Origin of the sequence: Planococcus daihaiensis (genome assembly GCF_049262615.1) — a bacterium.
Taxonomy (GTDB): Bacteria; Bacillota; Bacilli; order Bacillales_A; family Planococcaceae; genus Planococcus.
In genome coordinates this window covers 2735515-2751864 of the sequence record NZ_CP175504.1, presented here as the reverse complement: position 1 = coordinate 2751864, position 16350 = coordinate 2735515, and the positions used below count along the sequence as shown (strand labels likewise).

The following is a 16350-nucleotide window of genomic DNA, read 5'->3' as shown; positions in this document are numbered from 1 at the left end:
TGAGGAAGGCATGGAGGCGTTGTTCTTGAAAGTCCTGTTGCCGTTCGAAGGAATGTCACAATATGAGACAGTCATTGAGCCTAAGAAACGCGGTTCCGCTTGCGGCCCCGTCACCGCAGCCTCCATTTTCAGGTTTCATGAAAGCGAAGTTTTTGAAATCAATGAAGTTTACAGGCTGCTTGGCACAACGTCAATCGGCCTTTTCACTTGGCGTTTGCTGCGCAACTTCCGAAAGATTGCGGGCAGCCGGTATCAGCTTGAAAAAACGCGGTCGATTTCCCAAGTGAAACAGGAGCTTCTGTCCGGCCGGCCGCTGGCAATGAAATTCGACCGTTATTTCACATTCCGCTGGTTTGCAAAACCCTTATACAATTATCACTGGGTGCCGCTCATCGGCTTTGAAGACGAAGGTGACGACGTGATTTTATATTTTCACGATAACGGAAAAAGAAACCGCCCGAGTAAAATCCGGACAGTTTCTTATCATAAGCAGCGTACCATTTTAAGTTTTGTTAAAATCATTCCGCGAAAACCGGAATGATTTTTTTATAAACTTTTTTCCAATTGGCGCGCCAAAAGATTCAATTGCTGGTCTTCGCACAGCCGGATATGGTCAGCGGTGTAGCGCTGCACGGCGATGTCGTTCAAAGGGATATCCAATTCGATATCACATTTGATCACAGCCAGTTCTTTGGATAGGAGAAGCATTTCTTTATTCTCTTCTATCTTTTTCTTTTGTGCAGGTTTCAATTCGTCGATCGCTGACAGCACGCCAGCAGTTGAGCCGTATTTTTGGATCAATTGCAGCGCCGTTTTCGGCCCGATTCCTTTTACGCCGGGATAACCGTCGCCGGCATCTCCCATGAATGCCTTAACATCCGCAAACTGATTCGGTTCAATGCCGTATTCTTCCTTAAAGCGTTCATCCGTATAGACGTCGTAGACATGGAAACCTTTTTTCATGAAAGCGATCTTCACTGAAGGTTTCAGAAGCTGGAGCATATCCTTATCGCCGGTAATGATCGTAAAATCCACTTCGTCTTGCCATTGCTTCGTGAATGATCCGATAAAATCATCCGCTTCGATACCTTTTTCCCCGAAATTCTGCCAGCCCAATTGCTCGGACACATTTTTTGCCTGGTCAAACTGGTGCAGCATATCTTCAGGCGGTGCCGGACGGTTTGCCTTGTAGCCGTCGAACAAATCGGTGCGGAACGTATGCGCGCCCATATCCCAGCATACGGCCATATGCGTCGGTTTCATCATCGTTTTGGCAGCGAGCACGTGTCTCGTAAACCCTTGCACTCCATTCGTGGCAAGTCCTTCAGTAGTTCTGAAATACTGGCCGACTGCTGAAGTCGCAAAGAATGAACGAAACAATAAAGCCATGCCGTCAACCAATAATACGTGTGGTCTTTCCATAAATCCTTGTCCCCCATTCTTTTATTCCCATAATCCATTATACGCTCTTCAACAGAAAAAAACTGCAGATCCATTGTTAGATTAAAACTAACAATGGATCTGCAGTTGAGATTCCACAATTTAGCGTTTCCGTTTTATCGCTTTGTACTCGAGATTCAAGGCCTTATAGAACGAGCCCATCATCAAGAGCATGATAATCGAGAACGGGAATGCCGCTATGATCAATACCGTTTGCAGGGCATCCAGTCCCCCTGTTGACAATAAAATTACAGCAATAGAAGACTGGGCAATTCCCCATGTCAATTTGACTGAAGTCTGTGGATGCAATGAACCATTCGTCGTTTGCATGCCGAGAACAAAAGTGGCTGAATCGGCTGAAGTAATGAAGAATGTTGTAATCAGCAAGACAGCAACAAACGACATCAGCGTCCCTAATGGCAATTGTGTAAATGTGGCAAACAACCGTTCTTCAGTCAATAACTGAGTCATATCAAAACCGCTGCTTTGGACATTGATTGCCGTTGAACCGAATGCTGAGAACCATAAGAAACTAATGATTGTCGGCAGCATCAATACGCCGAACAGGAATTGGCGGATTGACCGCCCTTTCGAAATCCGTGCGATGAAAATACCAACGAACGGAGCCCATGATATCCACCAGGCCCAATAGAAAATGGTCCAGGCATTCACCCAGGCGCGGTTTTCGCCATCAATCGGCGAGGACCGGAAACTCATGCTGACCAGGTTCTGTAAATAAGTCCCGATTGTATCGGTAAATATATTAAAAATGAGCAAAGTCGGTCCTAAAATAATGACCAATGCCAATAATAATACGGCAAGCACCATGTTCGTATTCGATAGATATTTGATGCCTTTGCTGAGTCCAGTCCAGGCTGAAATCATGAACAAGACCGTCACTACACCAATGATGATGAGTTGTGTCACAAAACTGCCCGCTGTAATGCCATCAAACATATAGGCAAGCCCACCGTTGATTTGGATTGCCCCAAAACCAAGTGTGGTTGCGACACCGACGACTGTTGCGAAAACAGCGATTACGTCGACGACCGTTCCCCAGGTACCTTTCATGCGGTCACCGAAAAGCGGTTTCAAGGTTGCCGAAACGAGTCCGGGTTCCCCTTTGCGAAATTGAGCGTACGCCAGCGCCAAAGCGACTACTGCGTAAATTGCCCATGCATGAATACCCCAATGGAAAAAACTGAAGCGCATGGATTCACGGAATGCTTCCCTTGTCCCCGGATCGGCTGTTGCCGGATCGATCGCATAATGCGATAGCGGTTCAGCAGCTCCCCAGAACACAAGCCCGATCCCCATACCTGCAGAAAACAGCATAGCGATCCATGTAGCGAAAGAAAATTCCGGTTTATCCGTATCTTTCCCCAACTTCACCTGTCCCATCGGACTGATAAGGAAAAACAAACAAAATAGCACCATCACTGAAACGACCAAAAGATAATACCAGCCGAATGAGGTGGTCAGAAACGATTGCATATTGCCTGTTACCAAAGCGAAGTTTTCCGGAGCAAGCGCACCATATCCAACGGCCAGGGCGACAAGCACAAGTGAAATCCAGAAAACATTTGTTACCTTTTTCATAGTATGTCCCCCTATAATTTTTCTGCTCACGCGATTAAAAAATAACTTCATACATAATCACATTAGAGCCTCGAATTTTATCATCAATATCCAAGACTACGGAAATTAGCGGTTGAAGTCAAGCGGGCAGGCCAGTATTCCAGAAGTAGCCGCTATTATGTATTTAAAAAAAGTCCACTTTATATAATACCCTTTTCATTTTTTATAAAACCAAGTGGCGAGCGATTTAATGTTTGAGCCATTTTCTTCAAATTGAGTTTGTCTGGGTGTAAAGGGAGCCCAATGGCCGTATCCAAGGATAGTGGGAGTTAAACAACACTAAAACACATCCATATCGTTTGCTGATACCAATGTGTTTTATGGAAATGAATTGCGCTCGGCTTTATTGACGCAAAACCTTATACCAAATTTCAACTTGCTGGCTGGTTTCGATGGTCCGCAGTTTTTCCAACTCAATTTCCAGCTCTTCCAGCTGTTCGAAAAATCGCAGCCCTGTGCCCAGAAGTATTGGCGCAATGGCGATTTGGAGTTCGTCCACCAACCCCGCCCTCAGCACCTGCTGGCCAGTATTCGCACCGAGCACCACCACATCTTTATCACCGGCTGCCGCCTTTGCCTGTTGGATCGCGTATTCAACGCTATCGGTCACAAATGTAATCGTCAGCTTGTCGTTTTCCTTCGGATGCTTCTCCGGCGGGTGATGAGTCAGGATAAACAAAGGCACCTGAAATTCATAATCATCCGCATAAGCATCCGTGTCCTCGGCCATTTCGAAGCTATTGCGCCCCATGACGACAGCTCCGGTTTTGGCCATTGCTGCATTGATTTCTTCGTTCGGCTCAAAACTGGCGTAGAGTTTATTCAAATTGCCTTGCCGGTCATTGATGAAGCCATCAACCGACATGATCATACCCCAAACGACTTTTGCCACACTGATTCCTCCTGTTCGTGAAATTTTTGTTACTGCTGAATAAATTCCTTCTATATAAATAATGTTCCTTCTTTTTGCTGAAGCCAAACGAATAAACGCCAAAACCCGGTTAAAGGTTTTGGCGTTTCCGGATTATATTGGCTGAAGGTACGGAAACAGTAGAGGAATCTATAGTTCTGCAAGCGAATGGTTGCGACCATAATGTAGAGTCTAATCAAGACTGATTAACACCTGCGGATATTTTAGGCTACTCGAATAACTGTTTTGCTAGGTTGAAATCCCCGCTCTGGTATAGCGTAGAACAAAGACTATCATCTTCTATCTTCTATTGATTCCTTCAAGTAACACGTTTTAGGTTTTCTTTCTTCTTCCTGCTAGGAACATGATAATCCCAAAGACGATTGCTGCGCCAATCCATACCCATACAGGAATGCCGTCGCCTTCATTTACCACCGGTGTCGGATTAACGATTTCAGCGTATTCTTCGACCGCTTCATTTGAAATCTCAAAGGGCTCTTCTGTTGCAATCACCTGTTCTCCTGCGTGGCCATTTGCCACCAAAGTGTACTTGCCGTCTGCCAGTTCCTCATGATTCCATGCTACCGGAAAACGGATTTTCGATTTCGGTGCCATATTGAACGTATTGACAGCTCCGTTAAAAAGTTCGGTTCCTGCACTGTCCAAAACCGAGTAGGTCCACTCGACATCTCCTTGTATCAAATGCGCATTGTTGCTGACTTCCAAAAACACTTGTGCAGTAGGCGCAATGAATCCGGCGTTTCCGGTTGAAAAGTTCGGTTCTGATTCGGTTGGGAGGTTGAGCTGAATCGCAATTGCATAGGTCAATTCTGTTTTCAAGACAAAGTTCGCTTCGTCTTCTCCAAGTTCTTCACCTTCTTCTTCAACAGCTTCTTCCATTTGTGTCACTTTGATGCCGCCGAGCAAGGTTTGTGCATCCGTTTGCGGAACGGTTACTTGAATCGGAAAATCGATCGATTCGTTTGCGGGAATGGAGACCGTTTCTTCCGTATCCATAATATCTGCTAAAAGAATTGCATTGTCGAGTAGCATCGTATCTTCTGAATCGACAGCTAGTTCATAGAAAATGCCGCCTGTCGGGCTAGTATAAGCGTTAGACTTTTCCACTCTGACAGTAATGGGGATATCTTCTGTATTTTGTAGTTTTAACTTGAGGTTTACTTGTTCACCTGCTGTGGCATTTACATCAAAATAGCCTTTCGTTTCCGGCACTTGATTGTCGGGGTAAATAGGTTCTACCTGTAAAGAAGAAGGTGCAGCTGAGGCATGCAATGGAAAAGTGAGTAGCAATAGAGCGATGATTAGAATACGTGTAAACATGGAATTCCTCCTGAACTTGGTTAAGTTTTACGATTGAATAGTTTTCAAAAAAAGAGCCATGTCCTGGAGACATGGCTAACAAGAGTTTTAGTGATTAAGGTCCAGTAGTCAGTTCAACATTGACAGTTGATGTGTAAGTTCCTGCGTAGACTTCTTTTGGTTTCAATTCCAATGACATTGCCATCGCAGAAATGGTATAACTGCCCATTCCTCCATCAGCCTCAGCAGAGAGAACTTTTACGGAGCCGCCGTCAATGGGTCCACTAGCTGGAGTGACAGTGGTCTCTGCCGAAGAATTCGTATCAATTTTCGTTACTTCGGGTGCTGCCAACGTTAATGAACCAGCGCTCAATGTTTTTGTATTGGAGTTGTGTAAAAATGGAGTAGCCGATACGGCAACATTCCAGCCAGCCCCAGTTCCTCTGGCATCGGTTACATTAAAAGTGCTGATTGCAGCTCCTGTAACGGTCTGTGTACTGCCGTCTAACGTTACAGCATCACCAAATGTAGAAGCAGAAACACCCGTGATATTCATGTTGCCACCTGTAATAGTGCTCTGTACATCATCTGCCATTGCCCCTGTTGCAAACACCGTTGTCATTAAAGCCAAAGCAGCCGTACCTGTTGCGAATTTCTTGAAAATTGTTGTCATTATTATTCCTCCCATTTTTCGGGTAGGATGACAAGATCTATTAAAATGAGGAAAATTCTCTCCACTCTTCACTCTCAGCAACCCAGCCGTCGTAGTTTGTAAAACCGTAGACCTGTGGCTTTGCGTCAATATCTTTCGATATCTTTGCCTTTGAAAATAATAAATTGTCTTTCTCTCTCTCTATAGACAATTTATTACTTACACTTATTACTCTATACTAGTATTGATAATAATATATAGCTTTTTGTATCTATTTGACTATTTATATTTAAATTTTATTGAACATCAAAGATGCTATGTACCTACTCTTCATATACATTCCCTCTTGAACGTGTAGAAATCAACCTTTCCCACAGCTTTCCCACTCGAAAGACTTACTATATTAATCACTTCCTATAAAAACTCAGTGCAAAATTGACAGAGACGAAGCCCACAATCCATTTGCAGAAAAACCAACAGTATGACAAAGATCTGAAAAGCTTAAACGAAAAAACGCCAAAACCCGATTAAAGGTTTTGGCGTTTTTATGTAGCTCCATAAAATCTATGGAGACGGTGGGAGTCGAACCTATACAAGCCCATTCGGTAACTTTGGTAATTTCAGATTCTAAAGTTTCTTCCATTTTGCATTGCGGCCCAAGCCTTCCGGCGCAATGATCTCCCGCTCCTTCAATTCACTCAATACACGGTTGATGGTTGCTTCACTTACGTCCGGACATGCGGTACGAATATCAGCTTTCGTGAAATACCCCAGCTTTTTTTCGATAAAGAAATGAACACGCTGGCTTTTACTGCCTTTTTGGGACTCGATGATGCCGACGTGGCTTTCCAGATCTTTATAGGCCGCAACAAACGTACCCAATAAATAATTCACCCACGGGAAAATATTATTTGCGTTATCGTGCCAGCCAATCGATGATTTCCTTAATGTTTCATAATAATCCTCTTTAGAGTCTTCGATAATCTTTTCAAGACTGATATAGCGGCCGACTTCAAAACCGGTGTGGTAAAGCAAAAGCAAAGTCAGTAACCTGCCCATTCGTCCGTTTCCATCGTTAAATGGATGAACTGACAGAAAATCCAGAACGAATACAGCAATCAGGACAAGTGGCTCAACATCCGATTTCGACATTCTTTCCCTTAGTTCTTCACATAATCTTTGCATCGCAGCCGGCGTTTCAAATGCTGAAGCAGGTTCGAACCGAACCCGTTTCGTCCCGTCGTTAAAGGTTTCACTGATCACATTATCAACGTTTTTCCAGCGTCCACCTTCTATGCCAATATATCTGTACATTTCTTTATGCAATTGCAAAACAACACTTTCCCGAATCGGAATGGCTTCATGTGAAGAATGAATTAACTGCAAGACATCCCGATATCCAGCAATTTCTCCTTCCGAGCGATCCTGGAAATTCGAATCATGCTCCATAATGCTTTTTAAGCGTTTGTCCGTAATTATGATGCCTTCAATCGCATTGGATGCTTTTGTGGACTGTATAACAGCCACTTCTTTTAAAGTGTTTAAAATTTTCGGAGCCTGATGCTTATAAAGCTCCTGCTTTCCTTTATATTCATTGATCTTGGCAATCAGGCTAACGGTTTCCATCGGCAGCATCAGCTGCTTTAAAGTTTCGTAATGGTAGTTTCTCATCAGTGCCCCCCGTTTCTTAAAGTACTCATTTTATGCTTAACCTGTTCATTTACATCTAAATTGAGTAGGTTCACTGTTTATGATAGCTTTATTGAATATATTCATTATAAATTAAACCTACTCATATGACAATAAATGAGTAGGTTTAATTTTTTCCAGTATAATTGATATCGCAGTCTTCAGTTCATTGGATCAGCGATTCTCAGCACACAACGAAAAAACGCCAAAACCCGATTAAAGGTTTTGGCGTTCTTATGTAGCTCCATAAAATCTATGGAGACGGCGGGAGTCGAACCCGCGTCCAGAAACTCCGCTACTTGAGCATCTACGCGTGTAGCTTACTTATTAGAGTTTCATGCACCGATCTGCCAATAAGCGGGCGTCCCGGGCACTAACCTGAAAATCTCTTACAGACAGTTCAAGTGGCGCTGTCTGCCGTATCCCACTAAAGTTGAGCTCTACACAGCCACATGGGTGATGGATGCTAAGAGCAGATCCGAGCTTACGCTGCGAATGCTAGGTTTTGGTTTGTTTTGCCAGTTGTTATAGATACGTTGATGACGGAGCCGACCCTCCGACGCGCAACCCAAGCCCAGATCATCCCTGTCGAATCCGTAACGTCCCCTCATTATAAGAAGACACGGGAAGAGTATGACTCTAACGTGCTTGTGTTATAAACCAATTATAAGACAAAGAAGGTCAGACTTCAAGCTTAACGGCTGCGTTCTTTCATCGCACGGTCAATTTCCCGCTTAGCGTCTTTTCGCTTCAGGTCTTCACGCTTGTCATAATTCTTCTTCCCTTTACCAACGCCGATCAACACTTTCGCGAAACCATCCTTCAAATACATCTTCAACGGAACAATGGTGACCCCTTGTTCTTTGGAATAAGATTCGAGTTCGATGATCTGCTTTTTATGCAGCAGCAATTTACGGGAACGAGTCGGATCGTGATTAAAGATGTTTCCCTGTTCATAAGGGCTGATGTGCATATTGGAAATCCACGCTTCACCGTTTCGGATGCGGACGAAGGCATCTTTCAATTGCACTTTGCCATTCCGTGCAGATTTAATTTCTGTTCCCTGGAGCACAATGCCTGCCTCCATCGTTTCTTCAATAAAGTAATCAAAACCGGCTTTTTTGTTCTGGGCAATTGCTTTGCCTGATCCTTTTGCCATCTATTCCACCTCAAATTAGTTGAAAGGAGCAGCCAGAGCCGCTCCCTGCTCATTACTTTTTGCGCTTCGTTTTCTTAGCCGCGCCTTCATAGAACTTCTTCTTTGGATTCTTCCCTTTGCGGGTCGGTCCGCCGCCGTCTTTCTTGCTGCCGTCGCGTCCGACCTTGCCGCCGTCTTTTTTCGCGGCACGGATGACTTTCGGTGCGTCTTTGCTGGTACGGCGCACATTTTGCGTCATGCCGACGATCTCGAAATCAATCGCCGATTCTTCCGGTTTGACGCCGATGACTTTAATTTCCACTTCGTCACCGATACGGAACTGGCGGTTGCTGCGTTCGCCGATCATCATCATCTGGCGGTCGTCGAAACGGTAGAAGTCATCGGTCATGTTTGAAACATGAACCAGTCCTTCAATCGTATTCGGCAATTCAACGAATAAACCGAAATTCGTGACAGAAGAGATGATGCCGGTAAATTCCACACCGATCTTATCAGCCATGAATTGTGTTTTCTTCAATGCATCCGTATCACGTTCTGCCTCTACAGCACGTCTTTCGCGTTCAGATGTGTGGGTTGCAATATCATCCATATTGGCATCCCAATGCCGTAATGTCGCTTCTGACAGGTCCTTCTCAATCAGATACGTGCGAATCAAACGATGGATGATCAAATCCGGGTAGCGGCGGATCGGCGATGTGAAATGTGTATAGAATTCTGTCGACAAGCCGAAATGCCCCAAGCTTTCCGAAGAATATTTCGCCTGCTGCATCGAACGCAGCATCATGGTCGAAACAACCGGCTCTTCCGGTTTCCCAGCCACCGATTCCACGATTTCCTGCAAAGCCCGCGGATGAACCTGGTTGCCTTTCCCTTTTACCACGATACCAAAATTCGTGACGAATTCAAAGAAACGCTGCAATTTTTCCGGTTTTGGATCTTCGTGTATACGGTACAGTGAAGGCACTTCCATGCGATGGAAATGTTCTGCCACCGTTTCGTTTGCTGCGAGCATGAATTCCTCGATCAAACGCTCAGAAACTGTGCGTTCCCGGACGACTACATCTGTCGGGTTTCCATCTTCATCCACCAACACTTTGGATTCCTTGAAATCGAAATCGATGGCGCCGCGGCGCATGCGTTTATTGCGCAGCATATCTGCAAGATTCTTCATCAATTCGAACATCGGAACAAGTTCACTGTATTGTTCTTTCAGCTCCTGATTGTCCTGTTCCAAAATTTCATAGACGTCTGTATAAGTCATTCTGGCAGATGTCCGGATTACGCTCTGGAATATTTCATGCGAGACTACTTCGCCCTGGTCGTTGAAAATCATTTCACAGGACAGCGTCAAACGATCTACCTGTGGGTTTAATGAACAAATCCCATTCGACAAGCGATGAGGGATCATCGGGATAACGCGGTCCGTCAAATAAACACTTGTCGCGCGGTCATAAGCTTCCCGGTCCATTTCCGATCCTACCGTAACATAATGGCTGACATCGGCAATATGGACGCCGAGTTTATAGGTACCATCATCCAACTTAACCACTTGTACAGCATCATCCAGATCCTTTGCGTCTGCGCCGTCAATGGTAACGATGGCTTCATTGCGGAGATCTCTTCTATTATCCAGATCCTTTGCTTCGATTTCTTCAGGAACCGCATTTGCTTCATCAAGCACTGCCTGTGGAAATTCGATTTCGATACCATATTTATGGATGATGGACAGAATATCCACGCCTGGATCGTTTTTATGACCTAAAATTTGTTTGACCATTCCGGTCGCTGATTTGCGCCCTTCCGGCCAGCCGGTAATTTCCACTACCACTTTGTGGCCATCAATCGCGCCAAGTGTATCATCTTTGGCAATAAAGAGGTCCATATTCATTTTCTTATCATCAGAAACGACAAATCCGAATCCTTTATTGTCCTGGAAAGTCCCGACAACCTGTGTCGTGCCGCGTTCCAAAATGCGGATGATGGCCCCTTCACGGCGGTCCCCGCCCGATGATTCTGCAATTCGTACCATTACTTTATCTCCGTTGATCGCCCCGTTGACTTCCGTCGGCGGAATGAAAATATCATCATGGCCCGGCTCTTCATAAGCGACAAAACCGAAACCGCGCGGATGGCCGATAAATTTTCCGCTCATCAAATTCATTCTTTCGGGAACGCCGTAGCGATTCGCACGAGAACGCACCAATAACCCTTTTTCTTCCAGTTTAACTAGAGTCTTTACCAATTCTTTGAATTCATCGGCATCATCAAAGCCGAATTGCTCTTCTATTTCCTGGACCGTTAACGGTTTATACGCATCTTCACGCATAAAAGACAGCAACCGCTGATCCAACGATATCTCATTTTTTCCCATTCCAATTCCTCCTTCTGGCGTTCTCATACACTCCATTCGAGCGATTCGAGAAATTCCAATACATCTTCATGCAATTGTTCTTTTTCTTTATCAAGGGTGATTACATGGCCTGATTCTTCGTACCATTTAATCTTTTTATCAAACGATTCTACTGTATCATATATGATGTTTGCAGAATCTGTATCGATTACGTTATCCAGAGAACCCTGCACGACGAATGTCGGTGCATAAACGTGATCCGCATGGACCCGGACATCCTGCACCATTTCCCGCAGGTCGGCTAGTGACGGCATGCCGTGTTCACGCAAAGCCTTTATTTCTTCTTCGATAACATCGTCTTCTTTTCCTTCAAGCTTCTTATAATTGCGGGCATAATTAATGACGCCTTCAAACAGCAGGTCCGTCGATTTCATGATCATCGGTGAGCACATCGTCACGACGCCCTTCACAGGAAATGTATACCCTGCTTTCAACGATAATACGCCGCCAAGCGACAATCCGCCGACTGCAATCTCCGTATAGCCTTCGTCTTTCAACTTCTGATAAGCCTCTTCAACATCCCGCCACCATCCTTCAGGTCCACTGTCAACCAGCTTTTCCGGCTCAACGCCGTGGCCTTCCAAATGAGGTGCAAGTGATGTATAGCCTTTCTTCTCCAGAAAACGGCCCATCATCCGCACATCAGCGGAGTTGCCGGTAAAGCCATGCAGCAACAGAACCGCACGCGGCCCTGCCTTGAAGAAAAATGGCTTTGGCTGTGAAATCCTCATACAAATCCCTCCAGAAAATTATTCATAATAGATTAATAGTGGTGATATTCCGCAAAACAGCTTCGCTTGCCTGGGGGCTTGCGCTGAGCTAACTCGGTCTCGTTTCACTTCGCCCGAGTGGATCTTGCACTTCGTCGGCATCCGCCTGCTCCCCATGGCGTCTTCGCTGTTTTGCTCCATATCATTATTTAATTCCCTTTTCAAACTTTTTAAAAATCTCTAAACCAACTTATAAAAAATTTATAGTAAGAAAGGAGCGGAAGGCCGCGTAGAGCAAAGATGTGCTCCTGCATCGCTGAGCTGCTTCGTCGCGAACGAGGAGAGGCTCAGGTCGCCCCGCGGAAAGCGTCCGCCTAGAGTGACTTCTTAATAGCATATAAAAGAAAACGCCCAACCAGTTTATTGGTCAGGCGATTGGATCATCCACTTTATACTTTCGTTACGGCGATAGCCAAAATAAAGAATAAGGCAGCAAGTACAATCGTTACACGATGGAGGACAAGATCAAGTCCCCGTGCTTTTTGCTTGCCGAAAAGTTGCTCAGCTCCACCGGAGATGGCTCCTGAAAGACCTGCGCTTTTACCTGATTGTAATAAAACGACAACGATTAATGAGAGCGATACGATGACGAGTAATGTCATTAACAACGTATGCATAAATTCCACCTCCTGAATAAAACCTTCACAACAAGAATAAGTTTACCAAAAATTGCGACCTGTGACAATAGCAATAGAAAAAAGAGGCAATGCCTCTTTTGTTCTATTTATTCAAGTTGTAGAAAGTTTTCACACCAAGGTATTTTGCCGTGTCATGCAGCTGGTCTTCGATGCGCAATAATTGATTGTATTTCGCAACGCGGTCTGTGCGTGATGGGGCACCCGTTTTAATCTGTCCCGCATTTGTTGCAACTGCGATATCCGCAATCGTTACATCTTCCGATTCGCCTGAACGGTGGCTGATGACCGCTGTGTAGCCAGCGCGTTTCGCCATTTCAATTGCATCGAAAGTTTCAGTCAGTGTTCCGATCTGGTTCACTTTGATCAGGATCGAGTTCCCGATTCCCTGTTCGATTCCCTGAGAAAGTTTTTTCGTATTCGTTACAAACAGATCGTCTCCAACCAATTGCACTTTATCGCCGATACGTTCAGTCAATAATTTAAAGCCGTCCCAGTCGTTTTCGTCCAATCCGTCTTCAATAGAAACGATCGGGTATTTATTGGCAAGCTCTTCGTACCAGTCAACCATCTCTGCAGAAGTTTTGACCGTATTGTCACCCGGCAAGTTGTAAACGCCTTTGTCTTTATCGTAAATTTCAGAAGCAGCAACATCCATTGCGAGCAAAATATCTTCTCCCGCTTTATAGCCGGCTTTTTCAATGGCGATCATGATGGTCTCAAGCGCTTCTTCGTTAGATCCAAGGTTTGGTGCAAAGCCGCCTTCATCTCCGACAGAAGTGTTATAACCTTTGTCTTTCAAGACGGTTTTCAATGTATGGAAAATTTCTGTCCCCATGCGCAGCGCGTGGCGGAATGATTCTGCGCCAACCGGCATGATCATGAATTCCTGGATATCGACATTATTGTCGGCATGCTCGCCGCCATTCAGGATATTCATCATCGGAACCGGCAATTGCTTCGCGTTGAATCCACCCAGGTACTGGTAAAGTGGAAGGTCCAGGTAATCCGCAGCTGCGTGTGCCACTGCCATCGAAACGCCAAGAATCGCGTTTGCGCCAAGGCGTCCTTTGTTTTCTGTACCGTCAAGTTCGATCAATGCCTGGTCAATTGAAACCTGATCCAGAACGGAATAATTTTCTTCCAGCTCTTCAGCGATTTCATTGTTTACAAAATCTACAGCTTTTAATACGCCTTTACCCATATAACGGCCTTTGTCGCCGTCACGGAGTTCCACCGCTTCGTGTTCGCCGGTTGATGCACCGGATGGTACGATTGCGCGCCCAAAAGCGCCGCTTTCTGTGAAAACTTCCACTTCGACTGTCGGATTTCCCCGTGAGTCAAGAACTTCGCGTGCTAGAATATCTGTAATGATTGGCAATATAAACAGCTCCCTTTAGATTAATGGTTTTCCAGTCATTTCAACCGGTTGTTCAACGTTCAATAACTTCAAAACGGTTGGTGCCAGATCGGCGAGAATGCCACCCGGACGCAGTTCCATCCCTGGTTTCGTGATGATGACCGGAACCTGGTTGGTCGTATGCGCCGTCATAGGCAAGCCTTCGGTTGTCAAGACTTCATCCGAGTTTCCGTGGTCGGCCGTTATAATTGCCGTTCCACCTTTAGCGTGCAAAGCTTCAACAATTCTTCCGAGGCATTCATCCACAACTTCGATTGCTTTGATGGTCGGCTCCAGCAATCCGCTGTGTCCGACCATATCTGGATTGGCGAAGTTGAGGATGATCGCATCATGGGCTTCCGCTTCGATCTGTTCGACAAGTTTATCCGTGACTTCATAAGCACTCATTTCCGGTTGAAGGTCATAAGTCGCCACTTTTGGGGAATCAACCAAAATCCGTTCTTCCCCCGGGAAAACTTTCTCTCTTCCGCCGCTCATAAAGAAAGTGACGTGCGGATATTTTTCGGTTTCCGCAATCCGTAATTGTGTCAGGCCGTTTGCTGAGATGACTTCGCCCAGCGTATTTTCGAGATTGACCGTTTCAAATGCGATGCGGGTAGGCAAAACATCACTGTATGCGGTGAAAGACACAAAAGTAAGATTCAGCGGATGATTCAGGCTCAGTGCAAAACTTTCAAAACCGCTCGTCAATAAAGCGGAAGTCAGTTGAATCGCCCGGTCCGGCCGGAAATTGAAAAAGATGAGGGAATCCTCAGACTTGATCGTCGCCACCGGCTCGCCATTTTCTTCTATATAAAAAGGCACAACGAATTCATCCATGACGCCCTGATCATAAGAATAGACAACTCCTTCGCTTGCAGTGGAAGCAGTCAATCCGATGCCATCCACCAATACGCGATAGGCGCTTTCTGCACGGTCCCAGCGGTTATCCCGGTCCATTGCATAATAACGGCCGCTGATTGAAGCGAATCTACCTACTCCAATTTCTGCCATTCTCTGTTCAGTTTTCTCGATATATTGTAGCGCCGATTGGGGGCCGACATCCCGGCCGTCCAAAAAGCCGTGGACGTAAACTTTCTCCAATCCTTGCTGTTTCGCCAATTCCAATAATGCAAACAGGTGCTCATAATGGCTGTGGACACCGCCGTCCGATAATAAGCCCATCAAATGAAGAGCTGAATCATTGGCTTTTGCTTTGGCAATCGCTTCGAGGAAGGCTGGATTCTGGAAGAAATCGCCGTCCCGAATAGATTTATTGATACGCGTCAGGTTTTGATAAACAATGCGTCCAGCGCCGATATTCAAATGGCCCACTTCCGAATTCCCCATCTGGCCATCCGGCAAGCCGACAGCTTCGCCTGCCGCCGTCAGCAATTCATGGGGATAGCTGTTCCATAACTGATCAAAATTCGGTTTTTTTGCCTGGGCAACCGCATTGCCGTATGTTTCCTCGCGGCAGCCGAAGCCGTCCAGGATGATCAAAGCCACCGGATGTTCTGTATTACGCATTTGCACCAGCCTCCAATAATTTAAGGAACGACTCAGCTTCGAGACTTGCTCCTCCAACCAAAGCACCGTCAATATGCTCCATGCTCATCAACTCTTCAATATTCGCCGGTTTGACGCTGCCGCCGTATTGAATGCGGATTGCCGCTGCTGTTTCTTCATTGAACAGGGATGCCACTTTCTTGCGAATAATGCCACAAACTTCATTGGCATCTTGAGCAGTAGCGGTTTTCCCTGTGCCTATAGCCCAGATTGGCTCATAGGCGATCACTAGCTCAGCTGCCTGGGAAGCTGATAATTGGGCTGTGCCTTTTTCAACTTGCGCTTCAACGACACTTCCTGTTTCTCCTGCTTCACGTTGTTCGAGCGATTCTCCGACGCAGAGGATAGGTGCTAAGCCATGTTCAAATGCGGCCAACACTTTCTTGTTCGCCGATTCATCCGTTTCGTTGAAATACTGGCGGCGCTCGGAATGGCCGATGATGACATATTCCACGCCGCTGTCTTTTAACTGGGTGGGGCTGACTTCGCCTGTAAAGGCACCCTCTGTTTCTTCGTGCATTGTTTGCGCACCGATTTTCAATCCGGTGTTTGCAGCAGACTCCACTAGACTCTGAAGAAATAAAGCAGGTGCACAAATAACAGCATCCACTTTATCCGCATTTGGCAATGCAGCTTTCACTTCTTCAGCAAAAGCTGTCGCTTCCGCAGCGTTTTTATACATTTTCCAGTTTCCTGCTATGATCGGTTTTCTCAAAAAGACACTCCCTTTCTGATAGTGTTGCAAAGTCATTTTCATAA

General features: G+C 45.6%; 14 protein-coding genes, 1 other RNA gene and 1 riboswitch. Of the genes, 1 reads left to right on the top strand and 14 read right to left on the bottom strand.

All coding sequences use genetic code 11. The features are described from left to right. The first annotated feature begins 25 nt into the window (after positions 1 to 25). Positions 26 to 541, top strand: a complete 516-nt coding sequence (locus DHX103_RS13585) for a hypothetical protein (RefSeq protein ID WP_422122784.1) — start codon at positions 26 to 28, stop codon at positions 539 to 541. A gap of 5 nt (positions 542 to 546) precedes the next feature. Here the strand turns inward: DHX103_RS13585 and DHX103_RS13580 are convergent, their stop codons facing one another. The 14 genes from DHX103_RS13580 to tpiA all read right to left on the bottom strand — a co-directional run bounded on the left by DHX103_RS13580 (position 547) and on the right by tpiA (position 16306). Further along, the gene (locus tag DHX103_RS13580; RefSeq protein ID WP_422122783.1) at positions 547 to 1422 is read right to left on the bottom strand and encodes a 5'-3' exonuclease; all 876 of its coding nucleotides are present in this window, start codon (positions 1420 to 1422) and stop codon (positions 547 to 549) included. A 120-nt stretch (positions 1423 to 1542) separates the two neighbouring features. Continuing rightward, entirely contained in the window at positions 1543 to 3039 is a 1497-nt protein-coding gene (locus tag DHX103_RS13575) for a glycine betaine uptake BCCT transporter (protein WP_422122782.1), read from the bottom strand. A gap of 382 nt (positions 3040 to 3421) precedes the next feature. Beyond that, positions 3422 to 3970: a dihydrofolate reductase family protein gene (locus DHX103_RS13570; protein ID WP_422122781.1), complete on the bottom strand. Its 549-nt coding sequence runs from the start codon at positions 3968 to 3970 to the stop codon at positions 3422 to 3424. Positions 3971 to 4321: 351 nt separating this feature from the next. Then, on the bottom strand, positions 4322 to 5329 hold the full coding sequence (locus DHX103_RS13565; protein WP_422122780.1) for a WxL protein peptidoglycan domain-containing protein: 1008 nt from the start codon (positions 5327 to 5329) through the stop codon (positions 4322 to 4324). Between the two features lie 94 nt (positions 5330 to 5423). Continuing rightward, positions 5424 to 5981, bottom strand: coding sequence for a WxL domain-containing protein (locus DHX103_RS13560; RefSeq protein WP_422122779.1), 558 nt, complete (start codon positions 5979 to 5981; stop codon positions 5424 to 5426). Positions 5982 to 6054: 73 nt separating this feature from the next. After that, positions 6055 to 6140: riboswitch (cyclic di-GMP riboswitch) on the bottom strand. Positions 6141 to 6587: 447 nt separating this feature from the next. Beyond that, the gene (locus tag DHX103_RS13555; RefSeq protein WP_422122778.1) at positions 6588 to 7631 is read right to left on the bottom strand and encodes a Fic family protein; all 1044 of its coding nucleotides are present in this window, start codon (positions 7629 to 7631) and stop codon (positions 6588 to 6590) included. A gap of 271 nt (positions 7632 to 7902) precedes the next feature. Next, positions 7903 to 8256, bottom strand: a transfer-messenger RNA (tmRNA) gene (gene ssrA, locus DHX103_RS13550). A gap of 87 nt (positions 8257 to 8343) precedes the next feature. Continuing rightward, a complete protein-coding gene (smpB, locus tag DHX103_RS13545; protein ID WP_422122777.1) occupies positions 8344 to 8808 on the bottom strand; it encodes an SsrA-binding protein SmpB in 465 nt (154 codons plus the stop codon). A 52-nt stretch (positions 8809 to 8860) separates the two neighbouring features. Next, positions 8861 to 11179 carry a ribonuclease R gene (rnr, locus tag DHX103_RS13540; RefSeq protein WP_422122776.1) on the bottom strand — a complete coding sequence of 773 codons (2319 nt, stop codon included), beginning with the start codon at positions 11177 to 11179 and terminating at the stop codon, positions 8861 to 8863. A gap of 23 nt (positions 11180 to 11202) precedes the next feature. Continuing rightward, positions 11203 to 11949, bottom strand: a complete 747-nt coding sequence (locus tag DHX103_RS13535) for an alpha/beta hydrolase (protein ID WP_422122775.1) — start codon at positions 11947 to 11949, stop codon at positions 11203 to 11205. Positions 11950 to 12377: 428 nt separating this feature from the next. Beyond that, on the bottom strand, positions 12378 to 12605 hold the full coding sequence (secG, locus tag DHX103_RS13530) for a preprotein translocase subunit SecG (protein WP_422122774.1): 228 nt from the start codon (positions 12603 to 12605) through the stop codon (positions 12378 to 12380). Between the two features lie 103 nt (positions 12606 to 12708). Continuing rightward, on the bottom strand, positions 12709 to 14004 hold the full coding sequence (gene eno, locus DHX103_RS13525; protein ID WP_422122773.1) for a phosphopyruvate hydratase: 1296 nt from the start codon (positions 14002 to 14004) through the stop codon (positions 12709 to 12711). 15 nt (positions 14005 to 14019) lie between these two features. Next, positions 14020 to 15552: a 2,3-bisphosphoglycerate-independent phosphoglycerate mutase gene (gpmI, locus tag DHX103_RS13520; protein WP_422122772.1), complete on the bottom strand. Its 1533-nt coding sequence runs from the start codon at positions 15550 to 15552 to the stop codon at positions 14020 to 14022. Continuing rightward, a complete protein-coding gene (tpiA, locus tag DHX103_RS13515; protein ID WP_422122771.1) occupies positions 15545 to 16306 on the bottom strand; it encodes a triose-phosphate isomerase in 762 nt (253 codons plus the stop codon). Before tpiA ends, gpmI begins: the two co-directional genes overlap by 8 nt. Positions 16307 to 16350: the final 44 nt, after the last annotated feature.

Coding starts and splice junctions, on each gene's coding strand:
- rnr (WP_422122776.1), bottom strand. CDS start 11,179: ATGGGAAAAAATGAGATATCGTTGGATCAGCGGTTGCTGTCTTTTATG.
- DHX103_RS13555 (WP_422122778.1), bottom strand. CDS start 7,631: ATGAGAAACTACCATTACGAAACTTTAAAGCAGCTGATGCTGCCGATG.
- smpB (WP_422122777.1), bottom strand. CDS start 8,808: ATGGCAAAAGGATCAGGCAAAGCAATTGCCCAGAACAAAAAAGCCGGT.
- secG (WP_422122774.1), bottom strand. CDS start 12,605: ATGCATACGTTGTTAATGACATTACTCGTCATCGTATCGCTCTCATTA.
- DHX103_RS13580 (WP_422122783.1), bottom strand. CDS start 1,422: ATGGAAAGACCACACGTATTATTGGTTGACGGCATGGCTTTATTGTTT.
- DHX103_RS13565 (WP_422122780.1), bottom strand. CDS start 5,329: ATGTTTACACGTATTCTAATCATCGCTCTATTGCTACTCACTTTTCCA.
- DHX103_RS13535 (WP_422122775.1), bottom strand. CDS start 11,949: ATGAGGATTTCACAGCCAAAGCCATTTTTCTTCAAGGCAGGGCCGCGT.
- DHX103_RS13575 (WP_422122782.1), bottom strand. CDS start 3,039: ATGAAAAAGGTAACAAATGTTTTCTGGATTTCACTTGTGCTTGTCGCC.
- gpmI (WP_422122772.1), bottom strand. CDS start 15,552: ATGCGTAATACAGAACATCCGGTGGCTTTGATCATCCTGGACGGCTTC.
- DHX103_RS13560 (WP_422122779.1), bottom strand. CDS start 5,981: ATGACAACAATTTTCAAGAAATTCGCAACAGGTACGGCTGCTTTGGCT.